Genomic DNA, 14,343 nt, shown 5'->3' with positions numbered 1-14,343 from the left:
CGCAACTCGGGCCGATTGCAACTCGGGATGGCGGGCGGGAGAGACGGGAGGCTCCGCTTGCCAGCGGCAGGGATGCCATGGGATGAAGCCCCGCCCCCTTTCGCCGACCGGTCCGCGCCATGCCACGCCCAACCCCAAACGCTACCCCTCAGGCCGCACTCCAGGCCGCGCTCGACGCCGAACGGGCGGGGAACCGCGAAACCGCAAGGACGCTCTGCCTCCGGCTGCTGGAGCAGGCTCCCACCGGCCCGCAGGCGCCGGCGGCCCACGACGCGCTCGCCCGGATCCTGGTGGGCCAGGACATGGCGGCGGCGGCCGACCATGCGCTTGCCGCCTGGCGGCTGACGCCGGCCGATCCGACCCGCCGGTCAAACCTGTGGCAATTGCTGACCCATCTGGGAGAGGCCGGCGAGGTCGCCCGCTTCCAGGGGCGGGAGGACTGCGTCGGGCTGGTGGCTTTGGGCAACGCGCTGCGCCGCGACGGGCAGGCGCTGCGGGCGGAGCGGGCCTATCGCCGGGCGCTGGAGCTTTATCCGGAGGTGTCCTTCACGTTGAGCCGGCTGGCCTGCCTGTGCGCCGAACAGCACCGGCTGGAGGAGGCCGACGCCCTGTTCGCCCAGGCGGCGGAGCGTCATGGCGGGCGCGATACCGTCACCCGCACCGATCCCGCCTTCCTTGCCGCCCTGCGCGCGGCGCCACCGCCCGCCGGCATCCGCGCCACCATCCAGGAGGGCAAGTGCCAGGAAGGCACGGGGGCAGCATCCCGGCCGCTGGTGGTCTATGCCTGCTGCGACGCGGTCTATGCGCGCAAGTTCCTGCCGACCATGGTGCGCTCCATCGCCGAGGACAGCGGGCTCGACTGCGCCATCGCCCTGCATCTGGTCAATCCCGACGCGGAGGCCGAGGCGACGGTGGCCGCCCTGGCCGCCGCCCACGGCGCCGACCGCTTCATCATCCTGCGCGAGGTCATCGACCTGTCGCCGCTGGGCGACAATGCCAAGACCTATTACGCCTGCAGCCGTTTCCTGGTGCTGCCCGACCTGCTGATCCGCTGGCAGCGGCCGGTGCTGATGCTGGATGTCGACCTGCTGGCCATCCGTGACCTGAACCCGCTGCTGGCGACCTCCGCCCGGTCGGACCTCGGCATGATGAGCCATGCGCTGAAGCGGCTGGACATCTGGAGCCTGCTCTACGCCGACGTGCTGCACATCCGGCCGACCACGGGGGCGCTGCGCTTCCTCGACCTGACCCGGCGCTACATCCGCCATTTCCTCGACCGCGGCCTGCCGCTCTGGTTCCTCGACCAGGCGGCGCTCGCCGCCGTGCATCTGGCCGGCTTCACGGCGGAGGCGGCACCCCGCCTGACCATCTATCCGGCCGACATCCACAGCAGCACGGTGATGGTCGACGGCGAGGGCCGGTACTGGACCGACGACAGCGCCTATTTCTATTCGGTCCGCGCCACCGGCGGCGGCCAGCATGCGGTGCACCGGCTGAAACGCCGCGCCGGGACCACAGCGGACATGAAGCAGGGCTGAGGCCTTCCGTGGCAGTCAGGCATGATAACAGATCATGAAATCATGAATCATGAATCATGATTTCATGCTTCTTCTTCATGACGTGAAACCACTTCCCTCTTTCCTGTTCTTGCGTGTAAATCCGCGAAGCTCCCGCTCGGGTCCGCCCGCTTTCCATCCTCTGCTACCGGGAACCACCGCATGGCTCGGATCATCAGTTTCGCCTCCACCAAGGGCGGCGTCGGCAAGACCAGTCTGGTCATGGCGCTCACCTCCGAACTGCGCCGGCGCGAGGCGAGCGTGCTTCTGCTCGACTGCGACCCCAACCGGCATCTGGCCGAATGGGCGCGGCGGCGCAACGATGCCGGCGTGCGGGTGCTGGACGAGATCACGGAATCGAATGTCCGCCAAACGGTGCAGGAAAATGCGCCGAGCTTCGACTACACGCTGATCGACCTTGCCGGCTTCGGCAACCTGACCATGCTCTACGCCTTCTCGGTCAGCGACGGGGTGCTGATCCCGACCCAGCAATCCTTCATGGACGTGAAGGAGACGGTGCGCACCTTCAAGGTGGTGGCGGATTCCGTCGGGGTGCTGAAACACACGCCGGCCTCCAGCGTGGTGATCGTCCGCACCCAGGCCGCCATCGAATCCCGCGTCGACCGCCATGCCCGCGGCCTGCTGGACGAACATGGCGTCCCGGCCTTCCGCACCGAACTGATCGAGCGCTCGCTGCTGAAGGAGATGACCTACACCGGCCACGGACCGGGCGAAGTCAACCCGAACAGCAACGCCGACCTGAACGTCCGCTCCCTGACCGACGAGTTCGTCGCCTTCCTGGAAGCCTCCCCGGCCAACCCGCTGATCCCGCGCGGGTGAGGCGGGTGGGGCCTCATGGCATGGGATCATGATTTCTGAACAAGATTTTTTATCATGATTTCATGAAACTAAGCTCGGCCAACCTGCCGCAGGTTCCCGACTGGCGAAGGGCTTGCACGCATGAAAACGCCTGGGCATCCTCTTTTCCAACCAGGAGGATGCTTCCGGCATGGATCCCATCATCGCGTCAGTCATTACCGCCGCCAGCGGTATCGCGGGCATAGCAGGCAGCGGCTTCGTCACCGCGGCCGGCGAGGACGCCTATAAGCGGCTGAAGGCGGTGGTCCGCCGCCGCTTCACCGCCGCCGAACCGGCTTTGCTGGAGTTGGAGGCCGCACCGGAGAGCGAGGCTCCCCGCCTGGCTCTGGCCGACCGTCTGACGGAGGCGGGGGCCGCGGGCGACGAGGAGTTGCGCCAGACCGCCCAGGATCTGCTGACCGCCCTGCTGGCCCTGCGCGACCGGCCGCAACCGCCGCCCCTGCTCGACTTCGACAGGCTGGTCGCCGCCCAGCGTTTCGAGATCTCCGACGTGAAGGCCGCCGGCACCGTGCTGCGGGCGAAGGACGCCCGCTTCGAGGGCGAGTTCGTTTTCCGCGGTGTCCAGCAGAGCGGGAGCCCGCAGTCCAGTGGAGAGCAGGAAAAACACTGACGGCGGCGCCGGGCATTCCGTGCCGCCCGGCGCCGCCGCCAGCACGCAGCACACCGGAGTCTCGGCCAGGACCTTCGCCGCCGGAACCGTGAACGTCTATCAGGGCGCTCCGCCGGCGGAGAGCGGGGCGACGGCCGGTCCCCGCTGCGACATCCCGGTGCTCTACGACCGGGACTTCATCGGGCGCGTCGACCTGCTGAGCGCCATCGCCGAAACGCTCGACGATCCGCAGCGGCCGTCGGTGGTGGCGCTGCACGGCACGCCGGGGGTCGGCAAGACGGAGCTGGCGCATGAATACGCTCGCCGCCATGCCAAACGCTATCCCGCCGGCTGCTTCACCCTGGATGCCGGCGGCGACACGCCGGTGAAGCTGGCGGAGATCGGCCGCCTGATCTTCGGGCCGGAGCCGTTCCGCGACCTGCCGATGGTCGATCAATGCAAGGTCGCCTTTCACCGGCTGACCCGATCCGCCGTCCTGCTGGTCTATGACAATGTCCGCTCGGCGGACGCGATCCGACCTTGGCTGCCACCGCACGGCACCCCCTGCCATGTGATCATGACCAGCGTGCTCGATCCGTGGGACGGCCTGTGTCCGGCCTTTCCGGTGGAACTGCTGGACCGGGACGACAGCGTCGCGCTGGTCGCCTCCATCGCCGGCGAGGATGCCTGCCGCGACGCCGACCTGCCGCTGGTCGATTGGGCCGGCGGCCTGCCGGTCCAGCTTGTCCCGGCCGCCGCGGCCCTGAAACGTGCCCGCCGCCGCGGCCGGGCCGGGGCCACCAAATTGCGCCTGGAGCCCGAAACCCAGAACAGCTTCCGCCCGGTCTACGAGTTGCTGCCACCGGACTCCCGCCTGATCCTGCAGACCGCCGCCCTGCGCAACGGCATGGCCCTGATGGCCGAAGACCTCCGGCAGGACATGGAGGACGCGACCGGCTGGGCCGAGGACAGCTTCGACCGGCATCTGGACGCCTGTCTGGACCTGCATCTGTTGGAAAGCGGCGGCGAGACGCTGCGGATGCATCAGCTGATTGCCGCCTTCCTGCGCGACCAACCTGCCCCGGACGGTCATGGCGAAACGCTGACGAGGATCCGGCAGACGCAGTGGAGCCGGCTGGTGGACAGCGCCGAAGCCTTTGCCGATGCCCCCAACCGGATGGAGTTGGCGGCGGGCATGCTAGGCTTCCTGACCGATCCGGCGTTGTGGGACGGCTGTGGCGTCACCGGTTCGGCATTGGAATACCGGGTTGTCTGCCACGCCTTTTCGGAAACCGCCCAGTTCGGGATCGCACAGCTTTGGGCCGAACGATCAGTCTACGCCGTCGAACAGGAGGGGGCGGAAGAGGGTGTAGATAACGAGAGCCTCAGCGTCAGCCTGCACGAGATCGGCAACTGCCTATTCAATCAAGGCCGCTTTGCCGAAGCGCAGCCCTGGTTCGAGAAGGCGGTCGATGCCACGCAGAAGGGCGACATCCATCAACGCATCGATCACCAAAGCCTCGGCGCCAGCCTGCATCAGATTGGCAGCTGCCTGTTCAATCAAGGCCGCTTCGCCGAAGCGCAGCCCTGGTTCGAGAAGGCGGTCGATGCCACGCGGAAGGGCGACATCCATCAACGCGTCGATCACCAAAGCCTCGGCGCCAGCCAGCATCAGATTGGCAGCTGCCTGTTCAATCAAGGCCGCTTCGCCGAAGCGCAGCCTTGGTTCGAGAAGGCGGTCGATGCCACGCAGAAGGGCGATACTCACCAACGCATCGATCACGAAAGCCTCAGCGCCAGCCTGCATGAGATCGGCAACTGCCTGTTCCAACAAGGCTGCTTCGCCGAAGCGCAGCCCTGGTTCGAGAAGGCGGTCGATGCCGCGCAGAAGGGCGACATCCACCAGCGCATCGATCACCGGAGCCTCGGTGTCAGCCTGCATCAGATTGGCAGCTGCCTGTTCAATCAAGGCCGCTTCGCCGAAGCGCAGCCTTGGTTCGAGAAGGCGGTCGATGCCACGCAGAAGGGCGACATCCACCAACGCATCAATCACCAAAGCCTCGGCGCCAGCCTGCATGAGATCGGCAACTGCCTGTTCCAACAAGGCTGCTTCGCCGAAGCGCAGCCCTGGTTCGAGAAGGCGGTCGATGCCGCGCAGAAGGGCGATATCCACCAGCGCATCGATCACCGGAGCCTCGGTGTCAGCCTGCATGAGATCGGCAACTGCCTGTACCGACAAGGCTACTTCGCGGAAGCACAGCCCTGGTACAAGAAGGCGGTCGATGCCATGCAAAAAGGCGACATCCACCAACGCATCGATCACAGATGTTTTGGCATCAGCCTGAAAGCTGTTGGTCATTGCCTGTCCCGATTGGGCCGGGAGGATGAGGCGCAGCAGTGGTACGAGCGGGCGAAGGGGCTGAAGCCGGGTTAAGTAGGCCGGTTGTCTGGACTTTCTTACCGGGAAGGCGCACCGACCGGGCCGTTCCTTCGCATGCCGGTGCCGGCCAGGGGTTACCCATTGGACATGTCCTGTTTTCATGTTCATTTATCATGAAAACAGGACATGAGAGTTTTGGGTGCCCCCCTGCTGGAGCCCCGGCGGGATGGAGCGATGCTTTTCCCCGCACCTCCGTCCCCACGCCATGCCCCCTTAGGCCGGAAGGCCAAGATGGACGGGCAAGCAAGCACCGGCGCAAAGCGCCCGCGACCCAAGGGCGAGGCAGCCACACAGGAGTGGCCGATCACCTCACAATCTCATTTCATGATTTCTTTTCTCCATACCGTGCCATGGCTTTATCTCATCGGACATCCAGCCACACGGGACCGGCCACCCCCGGATCGCCCCACCGACCGCTCGCATTATCTCATGCTCTTATTTCATGACATTTCTCCATCACATCCCCCCTCCATCCCCCCTGTGTTTCCCGCGCCACGCCGGCCGGCTTTCCGTCATGGCGCGCTTCGCCCCCGCCACATGGCGCGAAGACAGGGCAGCAAGTCATGATATTGCTTCATGGCTTATCCAGCCGGCCCATGCCGGTGCCGTCCTGTCCGGAGTGCCCATGTCGACCGAAAGCCCAGCCAAGCCTCCCCTGAAGCCTGCGGCCAAGCCGGCCCGTCCTCCGCTGGGCGGGATCGGGATCGGCGGGCTGGGGGCGGACGACGTCGACCCGATCCGCCAGTACGGATTGAGCAAGGGCTTCCTGCCGACCGAGACGGAGCCGGCCGCGGCCCCTTCCCATCCGCAGGCCCCCACTCCGCAGCCGCAGCCCCAACCGGTGCCGGCCCCCACCATCGTCCGTCCGGCGCCGACCCGGCCGTGGCAGGCGATGCTGCCGGACTATCTGGTGGAGGAGCTGCGGCAGGCTGCCGCACGCGAAGGCACCGCCCAGAAGGTGATCGTGCTGAAGGCCCTGCGGCAGGCCGGCTTCCGGATCGACGACATCGACCTGCAGGACCTGCGGCGGCGCTGAGTCCGTCCCAGGAAACGCACAAGTGCGGCCGAAGGGACGGTTTGACTCTCCTTAAGGAGCCGTCTATGCCCTACCCGCGCTCTGCTCCTGCTCCAAACCGATTGCAGACCACCAGCGACGACGAGAGATGAAGGCAAACATCACCCAGGCCGCCCCGGCGCCATCCTCCCCGGCAGCCTCGCCCCTTCAGGCCTCGCCCCGTCCGGTGTCTGCCGTCCCGACACCTGCCCCGGCACCTGCCCAGCCTCAGGGGTCCCATGGCCTCAGCATCGACATGCTGGAACGGATGCTGGAGCAGCAGCCCAACGACCCCAACGTGTGGAGCGCGCTGGGCGCCCTGCTGAGGCAGGCCGGCAAGCCGGAAGCGGCGATCGCCTGCCAGCGGCGCGCGCTGGAGTTCGACCAGCGCCATGTCGGCGCCTGGACCAATCTGGGCAACGTGCTGGGCGACGTGGAGCGCTATGACGAGGCCATCGCCGCGCAGGAGCATGCGGTGGTGCTGTCGGGCGGCAACGCCAGCCTGCTGTCCAATCTGGTGGTGGCGCTGCGCCACGGCTGCCGGTTCAACCGCGCGCTGGAGATCCTGGACGTCGCCCTGCGCGCCAAGCCCAACGATCCGTCGCTGCTGTGGGACCGTGCCCTGACGCTGCTGCAGGTCGGCCGCTATGCCGAGGGCTTCCGCGACTACGACTCCCGCCTGTCGCTGCCCGGCTATCAGAACCGTATCGCCGAAGGGCCGATGTGGGACGGCGGGCCGCTGAACGGCAAGACCATCCTGCTGACCACCGAACAGGGCTTCGGCGACGTGCTGCTGACCGCGCGCTATGTGCCGATGGTCAAGGCGCGCGGCGGCCGGGTCCTGCTGGAATGCCATCCGGAACTGCAACGCCTGCTGTCCGGGCTGGAGGGCATCGACGGCTTCGTGCGCGCCGGCACCGCTTATCCCGCCTACGACGTCCATTGCCCGCTGATGAGCCTGCCGCACCGGCTGGGCACGACCATCGAGACGGTGCCGCCGCCCACCCGCCTGACCGTTCCGGCCGAAGCGCGCGAGAAGGCCGCCCGGCTGGTCCCCGGCAATGATGGCACGATCAAGGTCGGCATCATCTGGTCCGGCCGCGTCACCTTCAAGGACAACGCACGCCGCGCCACCACGCTCAGCCGCTTCCTGCGCTTTCTCGACGTGCCGAAGGTCCGATTCTACAGCATCCAGAAGGGTCCGCCGGAGGCCGAGCTGGCAACGCTGGGCACCTCGACCCTGATCACGCCGCTGGGACCCCATTTCAACGACTTCGCCGACACCGCGGCGGTGCTGGAACGGCTCGATCTGGTGATCATGACCGACAGCTCGGTGGCGCATCTGGCCGGCTCGCTCGGCCGTCCGGTATGGAACCTGCTGCAGTTCATGCCCTACTGGGTCTATGGCGATAAGGGCGACACCACCCCCTGGTACCCGTCGATGCGCCTGTTCCGCCAGACCACACCCGGCGACTGGGACAGCGTGTTCGCCGCCGCCGAACAGGCATTGCGTCAGGTGGTGGCGCTCAAAACCTGACCAGCGCCCTTTGGCAGCCCCACACATTCGTCGCCACAACCACGCTCTGCTGCCGAGGCCCAGCCGGCCATCCTCCGGCACAGCGCGGCCATGGAACTCCTCCAGGCCGGCGTCGAGTGCTCCGTTATCGCCTTGTGGCTCGGCCACGAGTCCGTGGAAACCACCCAGGTTTATCTGCACGCCCATCTCGCCCTGAAGGAGGCGGCGCTCGCGAAACCCAGCCCATACGAAGGCGAAAAAGCCGATCGGTCCCGACCCGATGAGAAGCTCCTCGCGTTCCTGAACGCCCTTCGATCGCCGTCGACTATGCCGAGCAATGGGGCGCGACCATTCCGGCAAACCTGTCCAGGGCGTCCCCGCTCGGCATAGTTCGGCGTTCGGCATAAACCTGCAAGCTCAACGCTGTCGAGCCGTTCGCCTACCTGCGCGACGTCCTGGAGCGCATGGTGAACGGCCACCCCGCTGCACGCCTTGCCGATCTGCTCCCCTGGAACTGGAAGCCCGCCGTCAACGCCGCCGTCAACGCCTGATCCGGTGCGATCACGCTCCGCTTACATGCGAGGGGGCAATCGGCAGAGTGATGGCTTGGCGGAGCCGGCCGATCGTTGGGTTTGACAATGTCCATATTTGGACCATATGGTCCAAATATGGACCAATGGAGTCCCACCCATGCCCGCTCGCGCCAACCGCATCGCTGCCCCGGTCACCGCAGGTCCATCTCTCCTCCGCCCTGACCGGTTCGCCCCATCCAAGCGTCGGCACCTCAGCGCGCCGGGTCTGCGGACTTTCCTGGCCATCGCCGACCACTGGGGCTGGACAGAGGCCGAGCGCCTGCTGGTTCTGGGCTCACCCGGCCGCTCGACTTACTTCGGCTGGGCCGCGAAGGCGCGTGACGGCCAGGAATTGACCTTGCCGGTCGACGTGCTGTTGCGCATCTCCGCCGTCCTCGGCATCCACAAGGCACTGATGATTTTGTTCGGTTCGGAAGCGGCGGCGTTGGACTGGCTGACCAGACCGCACGATGGGCCGTCGTTCGGAGGCCAGCCGCCGATGGCCCTGGTCACCAACGGCACCATGGACGGGCCCATGCTGGTGCGACGCTACCTCGATGCCGCGCGCGGGGGCGTTTTCGGACCGCCCGGTACGATGGACGAGGCGAGCACGCCCTACGGCGACGACGACATCGTGATCGTGTGAGAGCGTGGTGACCACCATTGCCATACCGCAATCGACGCACCGCCTGATCCCATCGCAGTTCCCACCGATCCCCGCCTTCGACAGCGTGACGCGGCCAGACGATCTGGAGGCTGTCATGGAACTGGAGGGCTGGACCAACGACCGTCTGGTCCAGGAACGTGTCGCCCGGCTTCCCCGCAACCAGTGGGTCTTTGGCGTCCCCAACGCCTCCGTGGTGATGGCCGCCTTCCTGCACGCCGCTCCCGCCGGTGGGCGCTTCAACAGCGGCGATCTCGGCGCCTGGTACGGGGCGTGGACGCTCAAGACTGCCATCGCCGAGGTCGCCCATCACCTCCGGCGCGAGGCGGTTCACCGCCGGCTTGCGGAAATGCGGTTGACCTACCGCCTCTACACCGCCCGCCTCGACGGCGACTTCCTCGACATCCGCGGCCAGAGCAGCGTGCGACCCGACTTGTATGCGGCGGGAGACTACCGTGCCTCCCAGGCCTTCGGCGAGGCGGTGCGCCGGGCCGGGCAGGCCGCCGGCATCGCCTACGACAGCCTGCGCCACCGCGGGGGCATCAATGCCGTCGCCTATCGGCCGCGCCTGATCCAAGAGGTGACCCAGGCGGATCATTACGAGATCACTGCGCCCGTCGAGGGGGCCGTGGTCGCGTGCCGGAAGACGCGCCGCTGACAGAGACGGAACGGCAACAGCACGCACTGCTGTTGGTCGATGAGACGTCGCAGATCAGGCCCGGGAGCGCACCCACCTGCCCCTGTCTCTTCTGGTGGCTTCATCTGGTCCGACGGCTGCGTCTGCCGGTTTCATCAGGGGAAACATCGTCGTCGGGCGTCACGGCGTTAAGCCGTGCCGTCACCCGGCCCGCCGCAGCGGCCACCTCGGCCAGAGGGCCAGTGAGGTCGACAGTCGGTGCGCTTGGTTGGGCTGGCCGCCGAGCCGATGGGAGCGATGCTCGCCCCACCGGCTCCGGAGAAGCCGGCGCGCCGGCAGGGGTGTCGTCGAGCACACCGGTATCGGCCAGCCCCATCGCCCGCACGTCGTCCAGGTCGGGCAGATCGGCCAAGCTCTCCAAACCGAACTGGTCGAGGAAGGCGTCGGTGGTCACGAAGGTCAGCAGGGCGCCCGGACGAGGACTGCGCGAGCCCGCACTGACCAACCCAGCCGCGCGCAGGCGACCAACGGCGTCGGCATCGACGGTGTCTTCTGGCGGGCGCCCAAGCCATGGATGCCGGGATCCCGCCGGCTGGCGGCGTCATGGACAGGCGCCACGGCCTTTTGGATGAAGCCCAATCGTTCAGCGGCCGGGCGGCAGGAAGCTGAGGTCGCAGGCCCAGACCCGTTCGCCGCCGCGGTCGGCGATGTCGCGCACCACGCCGGCATTGGCGAGCTGCTCCACCAGCAGATGCACCCCGCGCAGCGACAGGCCGCAGCGCCCCTTCAGCTCGCCCGCCACCCGGCTGATGGTGAAGGCCGGCCGGTCGTGCAGCCAGTCGAGCACGTCGGGCAGGCGCGAGCTGCTGCGCCGCGGCGTGGCGGCCAGCCGCGCCTCCCAGTGTTCCTGGACCAGATCGAGATGGCGCAACCGTTCCAGCTCATGCGCCACCAGCTCGGGAACGCTGTCGAGGACCCAGCGGGTCCAGGCGCCCTCGGTCCCGGCCAGGGCGAGGCGGTAGCCGGTGACGTCGCGGGCGAGCGCCGCCGTCAGCGGTGGCCAAGCGTGATGCAGCCGGCAGGCCTCGCCGATCAGCGCGGGGGCGGCGAGCCACACCACCACGCTCCACCAGGAGGTCGGCGGCCGCTCCGACGCCACCGCGGCCCGCAAGGCGGCGCTCCCGGCATCGTCGTCCGGACCGGGGCGGAGCGGCGCTCCCGGATCGGGCCGCAGCGCCAGGGCGCGGATCGCCGCCGCCGCCCCGAGCAGGCCGGGCGCGGCGGCCAGGGCCTGCGCCACCGCCTCCAGCGCCGGACCGGCATCGGCGGCGCGGGCCGCGCCGAGGCCGACCGGACGGCCGCCCTGGGCAACACTCCAGCGCCGGTGCAGCTCGTCCAGCCAGGGCCGGGTCCAGGGCGTCAACGGTGGCGGGACGGCCGCGGCCTCGTCGCCGTCAGCGTCTTCAGGCTCCTCACCGCTCCCGAGATCGACCGCATCGAGAGCGGCGATCGAGGCGCGCACCGCGGCCACGACGTCCCCCGGGGCCGCCACCCTGGCCGGGGGTGCCGCGGACCGGACGGTCGCGCGTTCCGGCGGCAGGGCGGCGGTCAGGCCGGCCGGCAGCTGGGCGAACAGCGGCACCAGCAGGGCGGCGCGGGCGGCCTCGCCCCGGGCATGCTCCGGCGCGGCGAGGGCGCGCTGGAAGTCGTGGGCGTCGAGGCGGTGGCCGTCGAGCCGGATCACCGCGGCAGCCGAGCGGCGGGCGGCATCGGCGGCGAGGCGCCGGCGCCGCGCCGGATCGGCGAGGGCCTGGTCGAGGCGGCCGAGCGCGCGTTCGGCGGCGAGCAGGGCGGGGAGAAGGGAGAGGACGGTCATCGCGGCTCCGGGAAAGCCGCGCCAGGATAGCTGAATGCAGTGATCTTTGTTAACTGCACCAACATCGGGAAGCAGGGATAACTGGTTACCGATAACGCTTCGATAATGACACTTATCAGCACGTTATCAGCATCCGATGGACCCGGAGGTTCGGCAACGCTAGGATGGCGCCATGCCCACAGACCGCACGCTGACGGCTACAGAGGCCGCCATTCCCTTCGCTCTGGTCCCGACCCTGACGCCGGCCGAGGCCGAGCGCCTGCGCACAGCCTTCGCCGCCCGGCCCATGGCGGCGTCCACCCGGCGCGCCCTGCTCGGCGACGGGCGTCTGTTCGTGACGTGGTGCGGGCAGACCGGGCGTCCGGCGATGCCGGCCAGCCGGGAAACCGTGGCGGCCTTTCTGGCCGCGGCTGCCGCAGACGGCCGCTCCCCCGCCACCTTGCGGCGCTACCGCAGCTCGCTCGCCTGGTGGCACGCCGCCGCCGGCTTCGCCAACCCGTGCGCCGGGTCGGCCGTGGCCGTGCCGGTGCCCGGACCAGACCTTGCGGATGCCGCCATGGCGGCGCTGCGCACATTTATGGACGTTGCCCAGCACGGCTATGCCAAGGCGACCCTGCGAGCCGCCGAGGCCGACGCCCGCCGGTTCGCAGTCTGGTGCGGGCAGCAGGGGCTGTCCTGGTTGCCAGCCGAGCCTGCCACGGTCGGGCACTACATCCGGGATCTCGGCGGCTCCCGCAAACCGACGACCGTGGCGCGCTATCTGGCGTCGATCGGCCTGATCCACCGAGCCGCTGGGCACCCCGACCCCTGCCGGCACTGGAGCGTGACGCTGGAACGGCGCGGGCACGCGCGCGCGGTGGGCTCCGAACGGCGCCAAGCGGCACCGCTGACCGACGCGGTGCTGGCCCCGATCCTCGATCGGCTCGATCCGGCCCAGCCCGACCGATCAGAACCGCTGAAGCCAATCGATCTCCGCGACCGCGCGCTGTTGCTGGTCGGCCGCGACACCCTGGCCCGCGCCGACGAGTTGGTGGCGCTGCGCTGGACCGACCTGCGACCGGTCGATCTTGCGCTGAACCCGGATGCGCAGCCGGGCGAGGCGACCATCCGCATCCGCCGGTCCAAGACCGACCAGGAGGGGCAGGGCGCCGAGGCTTGGCTGTCGGCTGAAACGATGGCGGCGCTCACCGCCTGGCGGGCGGTGGCGCCGCGGTGGCCGGCCGAACAGGACGGGGAGGGGCCACGCATCCGGGAAGGCGCTTTCCTGTTCTGCCACCTGTCGCGCAGCGGCGCCGGCGAGCGGATGAGCCCGGCGGCGGTGCGCCGCGTGGTGGAACGGCGCACCGGCGAAGCGGACCCGCTTGCCGTCGGCTTCAGCGGCCACAGCTTGCGCGTCGGCGCCGCCCAGGATCTGCTGGCCGCCGGCGTCGACCTGCCCGGGCTGATGCAGGCGGGACGCTGGTCCTCGCCGGTGATGCCGGCGCGCTACACCGAGCGCCTGCGGGCGACACGGGGCGCGGTGGCTCGGGTGCGGCGGGGAAAGGATGGGGGGAAACCGCCGTAACGGTCCGGGATCATTGACGATCGGGCTTGGACAATCGGGCTTGAAATTCGATTGAACAGCGCGTCACTCCTTGGCGTGCTCCTGCGGCTGCGCACCACCGTCGTCATCCCAGCCACGAAGCCGGGCGCCACGCTCCAGCCGGCGTTGCCGCTCATCGGCAATGGTCACGGCAACCGGGAGCGCCGAAGCGGTCTGAATGAACATTTTCCCGCGCAGAAAATGGACCGACGACGAATGCTTGCTCGGGTGGGTGGCTTGCATGACGCCTCTCCTCTCCGGTGCGGTCCAATAAGACCTGGACTGACTGCACCGCTCTCGTGTGTTCCTCGCCGTGACAGTCATCCCGGCATGAAGGCACCCGACTGCGAACCGTACCCCTACGAACCGTACCCCTACGAACCGTACTGGGGTTCCGCTTCCGCCGATGCCAGGATCTTGTCCAGTTCATCCGGATCGATGAGCGCTGTCTGCGCCATACCCATCCCTCCATTGGAGCGTCCATCGGCATGCGGCAGATGGATCCAGGTCGCAGTGCGCCGGTACACAGGGAAAGAGAGCGAGTCGATCAGTTCCTCGTCGGTTTCCACGACGTAGCTCCCCGCCGGCTGCATTCCGTCCATGCCGTTCAATTCGAAGGGACGGGTGACCGTCACGGTCCTGGTGGTTGTGCGGGTGAATGCGGTGCTCATCGAAAGATGCTCCCGTGCGTGTCCGGCGGTTTCTGAAGGTGCTCTCCGGGTCGGGTCGCCGGTTCGACGAATGACCTGGTCATCGCATTTTGATGGCGAGAGAGGTGCCCGTTCGACGTGACGGGCTTGCGGCGGATGGCGTCCTGCGGATGCTCTTCGGGTGGTCGGACGCAGCCGTCGTCTTTGCAGGACGTTCATCTTGCAGCAGACACGCTATCCGCTGAAGCCCGAGAACGCCAACCCTGCGAGAAAGCCGACTGACATGCCAAGTGTCAGATAGGCCATGCTTTTCCATTTCGGTGCGGAC

13 protein-coding genes and 2 pseudogenes are annotated in these 14,343 nt (G+C 68.3%); 11 read left to right on the top strand and 4 right to left on the bottom strand.

Annotation, left to right across the window (positions count from 1 at the left end; translation table 11 throughout):
- The first annotated feature begins 119 nt into the window (after window positions 1-119).
- From PWS46_RS29590 to PWS46_RS29545, 10 genes and pseudogenes are all read left to right on the top strand, one after another.
- A complete protein-coding gene (locus PWS46_RS29590; RefSeq protein WP_434625385.1) occupies window positions 120-1,538 on the top strand; it encodes a tetratricopeptide repeat protein in 1,419 nt (472 codons plus the stop codon).
- 180 nt (window positions 1,539-1,718) lie between these two features.
- Complete coding sequence (locus PWS46_RS29585) at window positions 1,719-2,396, top strand: ParA family protein (protein WP_014190058.1); 678 nt, start codon at window positions 1,719-1,721, stop codon at window positions 2,394-2,396.
- A 169-nt stretch (window positions 2,397-2,565) separates the two neighbouring features.
- Complete coding sequence (locus PWS46_RS29580) at window positions 2,566-3,045, top strand: hypothetical protein (RefSeq protein WP_434625383.1); 480 nt, start codon at window positions 2,566-2,568, stop codon at window positions 3,043-3,045.
- Window positions 3,023-5,458 carry a tetratricopeptide repeat protein gene (locus PWS46_RS29575; RefSeq protein WP_434625381.1) on the top strand — a complete coding sequence of 812 codons (2,436 nt, stop codon included), beginning with the start codon at window positions 3,023-3,025 and terminating at the stop codon, window positions 5,456-5,458. The genes PWS46_RS29580 and PWS46_RS29575 overlap by 23 nt, the downstream gene beginning before the upstream one ends.
- Before the next feature lie 631 nt (window positions 5,459-6,089).
- Window positions 6,090-6,500 carry a hypothetical protein gene (locus PWS46_RS29570; RefSeq protein WP_434625380.1) on the top strand — a complete coding sequence of 137 codons (411 nt, stop codon included), beginning with the start codon at window positions 6,090-6,092 and terminating at the stop codon, window positions 6,498-6,500.
- A 127-nt stretch (window positions 6,501-6,627) separates the two neighbouring features.
- Window positions 6,628-8,055 (top strand): tetratricopeptide repeat protein, encoded by a 1,428-nt coding sequence (locus PWS46_RS29565; RefSeq protein WP_434625378.1) that lies wholly within the window; start codon window positions 6,628-6,630, stop codon window positions 8,053-8,055.
- Window positions 8,056-8,118: 63 nt separating this feature from the next.
- Window positions 8,119-8,424 (top strand): annotated as a pseudogene (locus tag PWS46_RS29560) (tyrosine-type recombinase/integrase); the annotation flags it as partial.
- Between the two features lie 17 nt (window positions 8,425-8,441).
- A pseudogene (locus tag PWS46_RS29555) lies at window positions 8,442-8,585 on the top strand (transposase domain-containing protein); the annotation flags it as partial.
- A gap of 139 nt (window positions 8,586-8,724) precedes the next feature.
- Window positions 8,725-9,252, top strand: coding sequence for an MbcA/ParS/Xre antitoxin family protein (locus PWS46_RS29550; protein ID WP_434625376.1), 528 nt, complete (start codon window positions 8,725-8,727; stop codon window positions 9,250-9,252).
- A gap of 7 nt (window positions 9,253-9,259) precedes the next feature.
- On the top strand, window positions 9,260-9,928 hold the full coding sequence (locus PWS46_RS29545) for an RES family NAD+ phosphorylase (RefSeq protein WP_434625374.1): 669 nt from the start codon (window positions 9,260-9,262) through the stop codon (window positions 9,926-9,928).
- A gap of 100 nt (window positions 9,929-10,028) precedes the next feature.
- Here the strand turns inward: PWS46_RS29545 and PWS46_RS29540 are convergent, their stop codons facing one another.
- Together PWS46_RS29540 and PWS46_RS29535 are read right to left on the bottom strand one after the other, a co-directional pair.
- On the bottom strand, window positions 10,029-10,412 hold the full coding sequence (locus PWS46_RS29540) for a hypothetical protein (RefSeq protein ID WP_434625372.1): 384 nt from the start codon (window positions 10,410-10,412) through the stop codon (window positions 10,029-10,031).
- 138 nt (window positions 10,413-10,550) lie between these two features.
- Window positions 10,551-11,783: a hypothetical protein gene (locus PWS46_RS29535; RefSeq protein WP_434625371.1), complete on the bottom strand. Its 1,233-nt coding sequence runs from the start codon at window positions 11,781-11,783 to the stop codon at window positions 10,551-10,553.
- A gap of 172 nt (window positions 11,784-11,955) precedes the next feature.
- Between PWS46_RS29535 and PWS46_RS29530 the strand changes: the two genes are divergently transcribed.
- A complete protein-coding gene (locus PWS46_RS29530; RefSeq protein ID WP_434625369.1) occupies window positions 11,956-13,347 on the top strand; it encodes a tyrosine-type recombinase/integrase in 1,392 nt (463 codons plus the stop codon).
- Window positions 13,348-13,410: 63 nt separating this feature from the next.
- Here PWS46_RS29530 and PWS46_RS29525 read toward each other — a convergent pair whose 3' ends face one another.
- Both PWS46_RS29525 and PWS46_RS29520 read right to left on the bottom strand, forming a co-directional pair.
- Window positions 13,411-13,608 carry a hypothetical protein gene (locus PWS46_RS29525; protein ID WP_434625367.1) on the bottom strand — a complete coding sequence of 66 codons (198 nt, stop codon included), beginning with the start codon at window positions 13,606-13,608 and terminating at the stop codon, window positions 13,411-13,413.
- Window positions 13,609-13,739: 131 nt separating this feature from the next.
- A complete protein-coding gene (locus tag PWS46_RS29520) occupies window positions 13,740-14,036 on the bottom strand; it encodes a hypothetical protein (RefSeq protein WP_434625365.1) in 297 nt (98 codons plus the stop codon).
- Between the last annotated feature and the right edge of the window lie 307 nt (window positions 14,037-14,343).

Origin of the sequence: Azospirillum sp. B2RO_4, from assembly GCF_051124815.1 — a bacterium.
Classification (GTDB): domain Bacteria; phylum Pseudomonadota; class Alphaproteobacteria; order Azospirillales; family Azospirillaceae; genus Azospirillum.
This window is presented reverse-complemented; position numbering and strand designations above follow the sequence as displayed.

What these genes read in the sequence shown, in the direction of transcription:
- PWS46_RS29590 (WP_434625385.1), top strand. Translation starts at nt 120, where the DNA reads ATGCCACGCCCAACCCCAAACGCTACCCCTCAGGCCGCACTCCAGGCC.
- PWS46_RS29585 (WP_014190058.1), top strand. Translation starts at nt 1,719, where the DNA reads ATGGCTCGGATCATCAGTTTCGCCTCCACCAAGGGCGGCGTCGGCAAG.
- PWS46_RS29580 (WP_434625383.1), top strand. Translation starts at nt 2,566, where the DNA reads ATGGATCCCATCATCGCGTCAGTCATTACCGCCGCCAGCGGTATCGCG.
- PWS46_RS29570 (WP_434625380.1), top strand. Translation starts at nt 6,090, where the DNA reads ATGTCGACCGAAAGCCCAGCCAAGCCTCCCCTGAAGCCTGCGGCCAAG.
- PWS46_RS29565 (WP_434625378.1), top strand. Translation starts at nt 6,628, where the DNA reads ATGAAGGCAAACATCACCCAGGCCGCCCCGGCGCCATCCTCCCCGGCA.
- PWS46_RS29550 (WP_434625376.1), top strand. Translation starts at nt 8,725, where the DNA reads ATGCCCGCTCGCGCCAACCGCATCGCTGCCCCGGTCACCGCAGGTCCA.
- PWS46_RS29535 (WP_434625371.1), bottom strand. Translation starts at nt 11,783, where the DNA reads ATGACCGTCCTCTCCCTTCTCCCCGCCCTGCTCGCCGCCGAACGCGCG.
- PWS46_RS29530 (WP_434625369.1), top strand. Translation starts at nt 11,956, where the DNA reads ATGCCCACAGACCGCACGCTGACGGCTACAGAGGCCGCCATTCCCTTC.
- PWS46_RS29525 (WP_434625367.1), bottom strand. Translation starts at nt 13,608, where the DNA reads ATGCAAGCCACCCACCCGAGCAAGCATTCGTCGTCGGTCCATTTTCTG.
- PWS46_RS29520 (WP_434625365.1), bottom strand. Translation starts at nt 14,036, where the DNA reads ATGAGCACCGCATTCACCCGCACAACCACCAGGACCGTGACGGTCACC.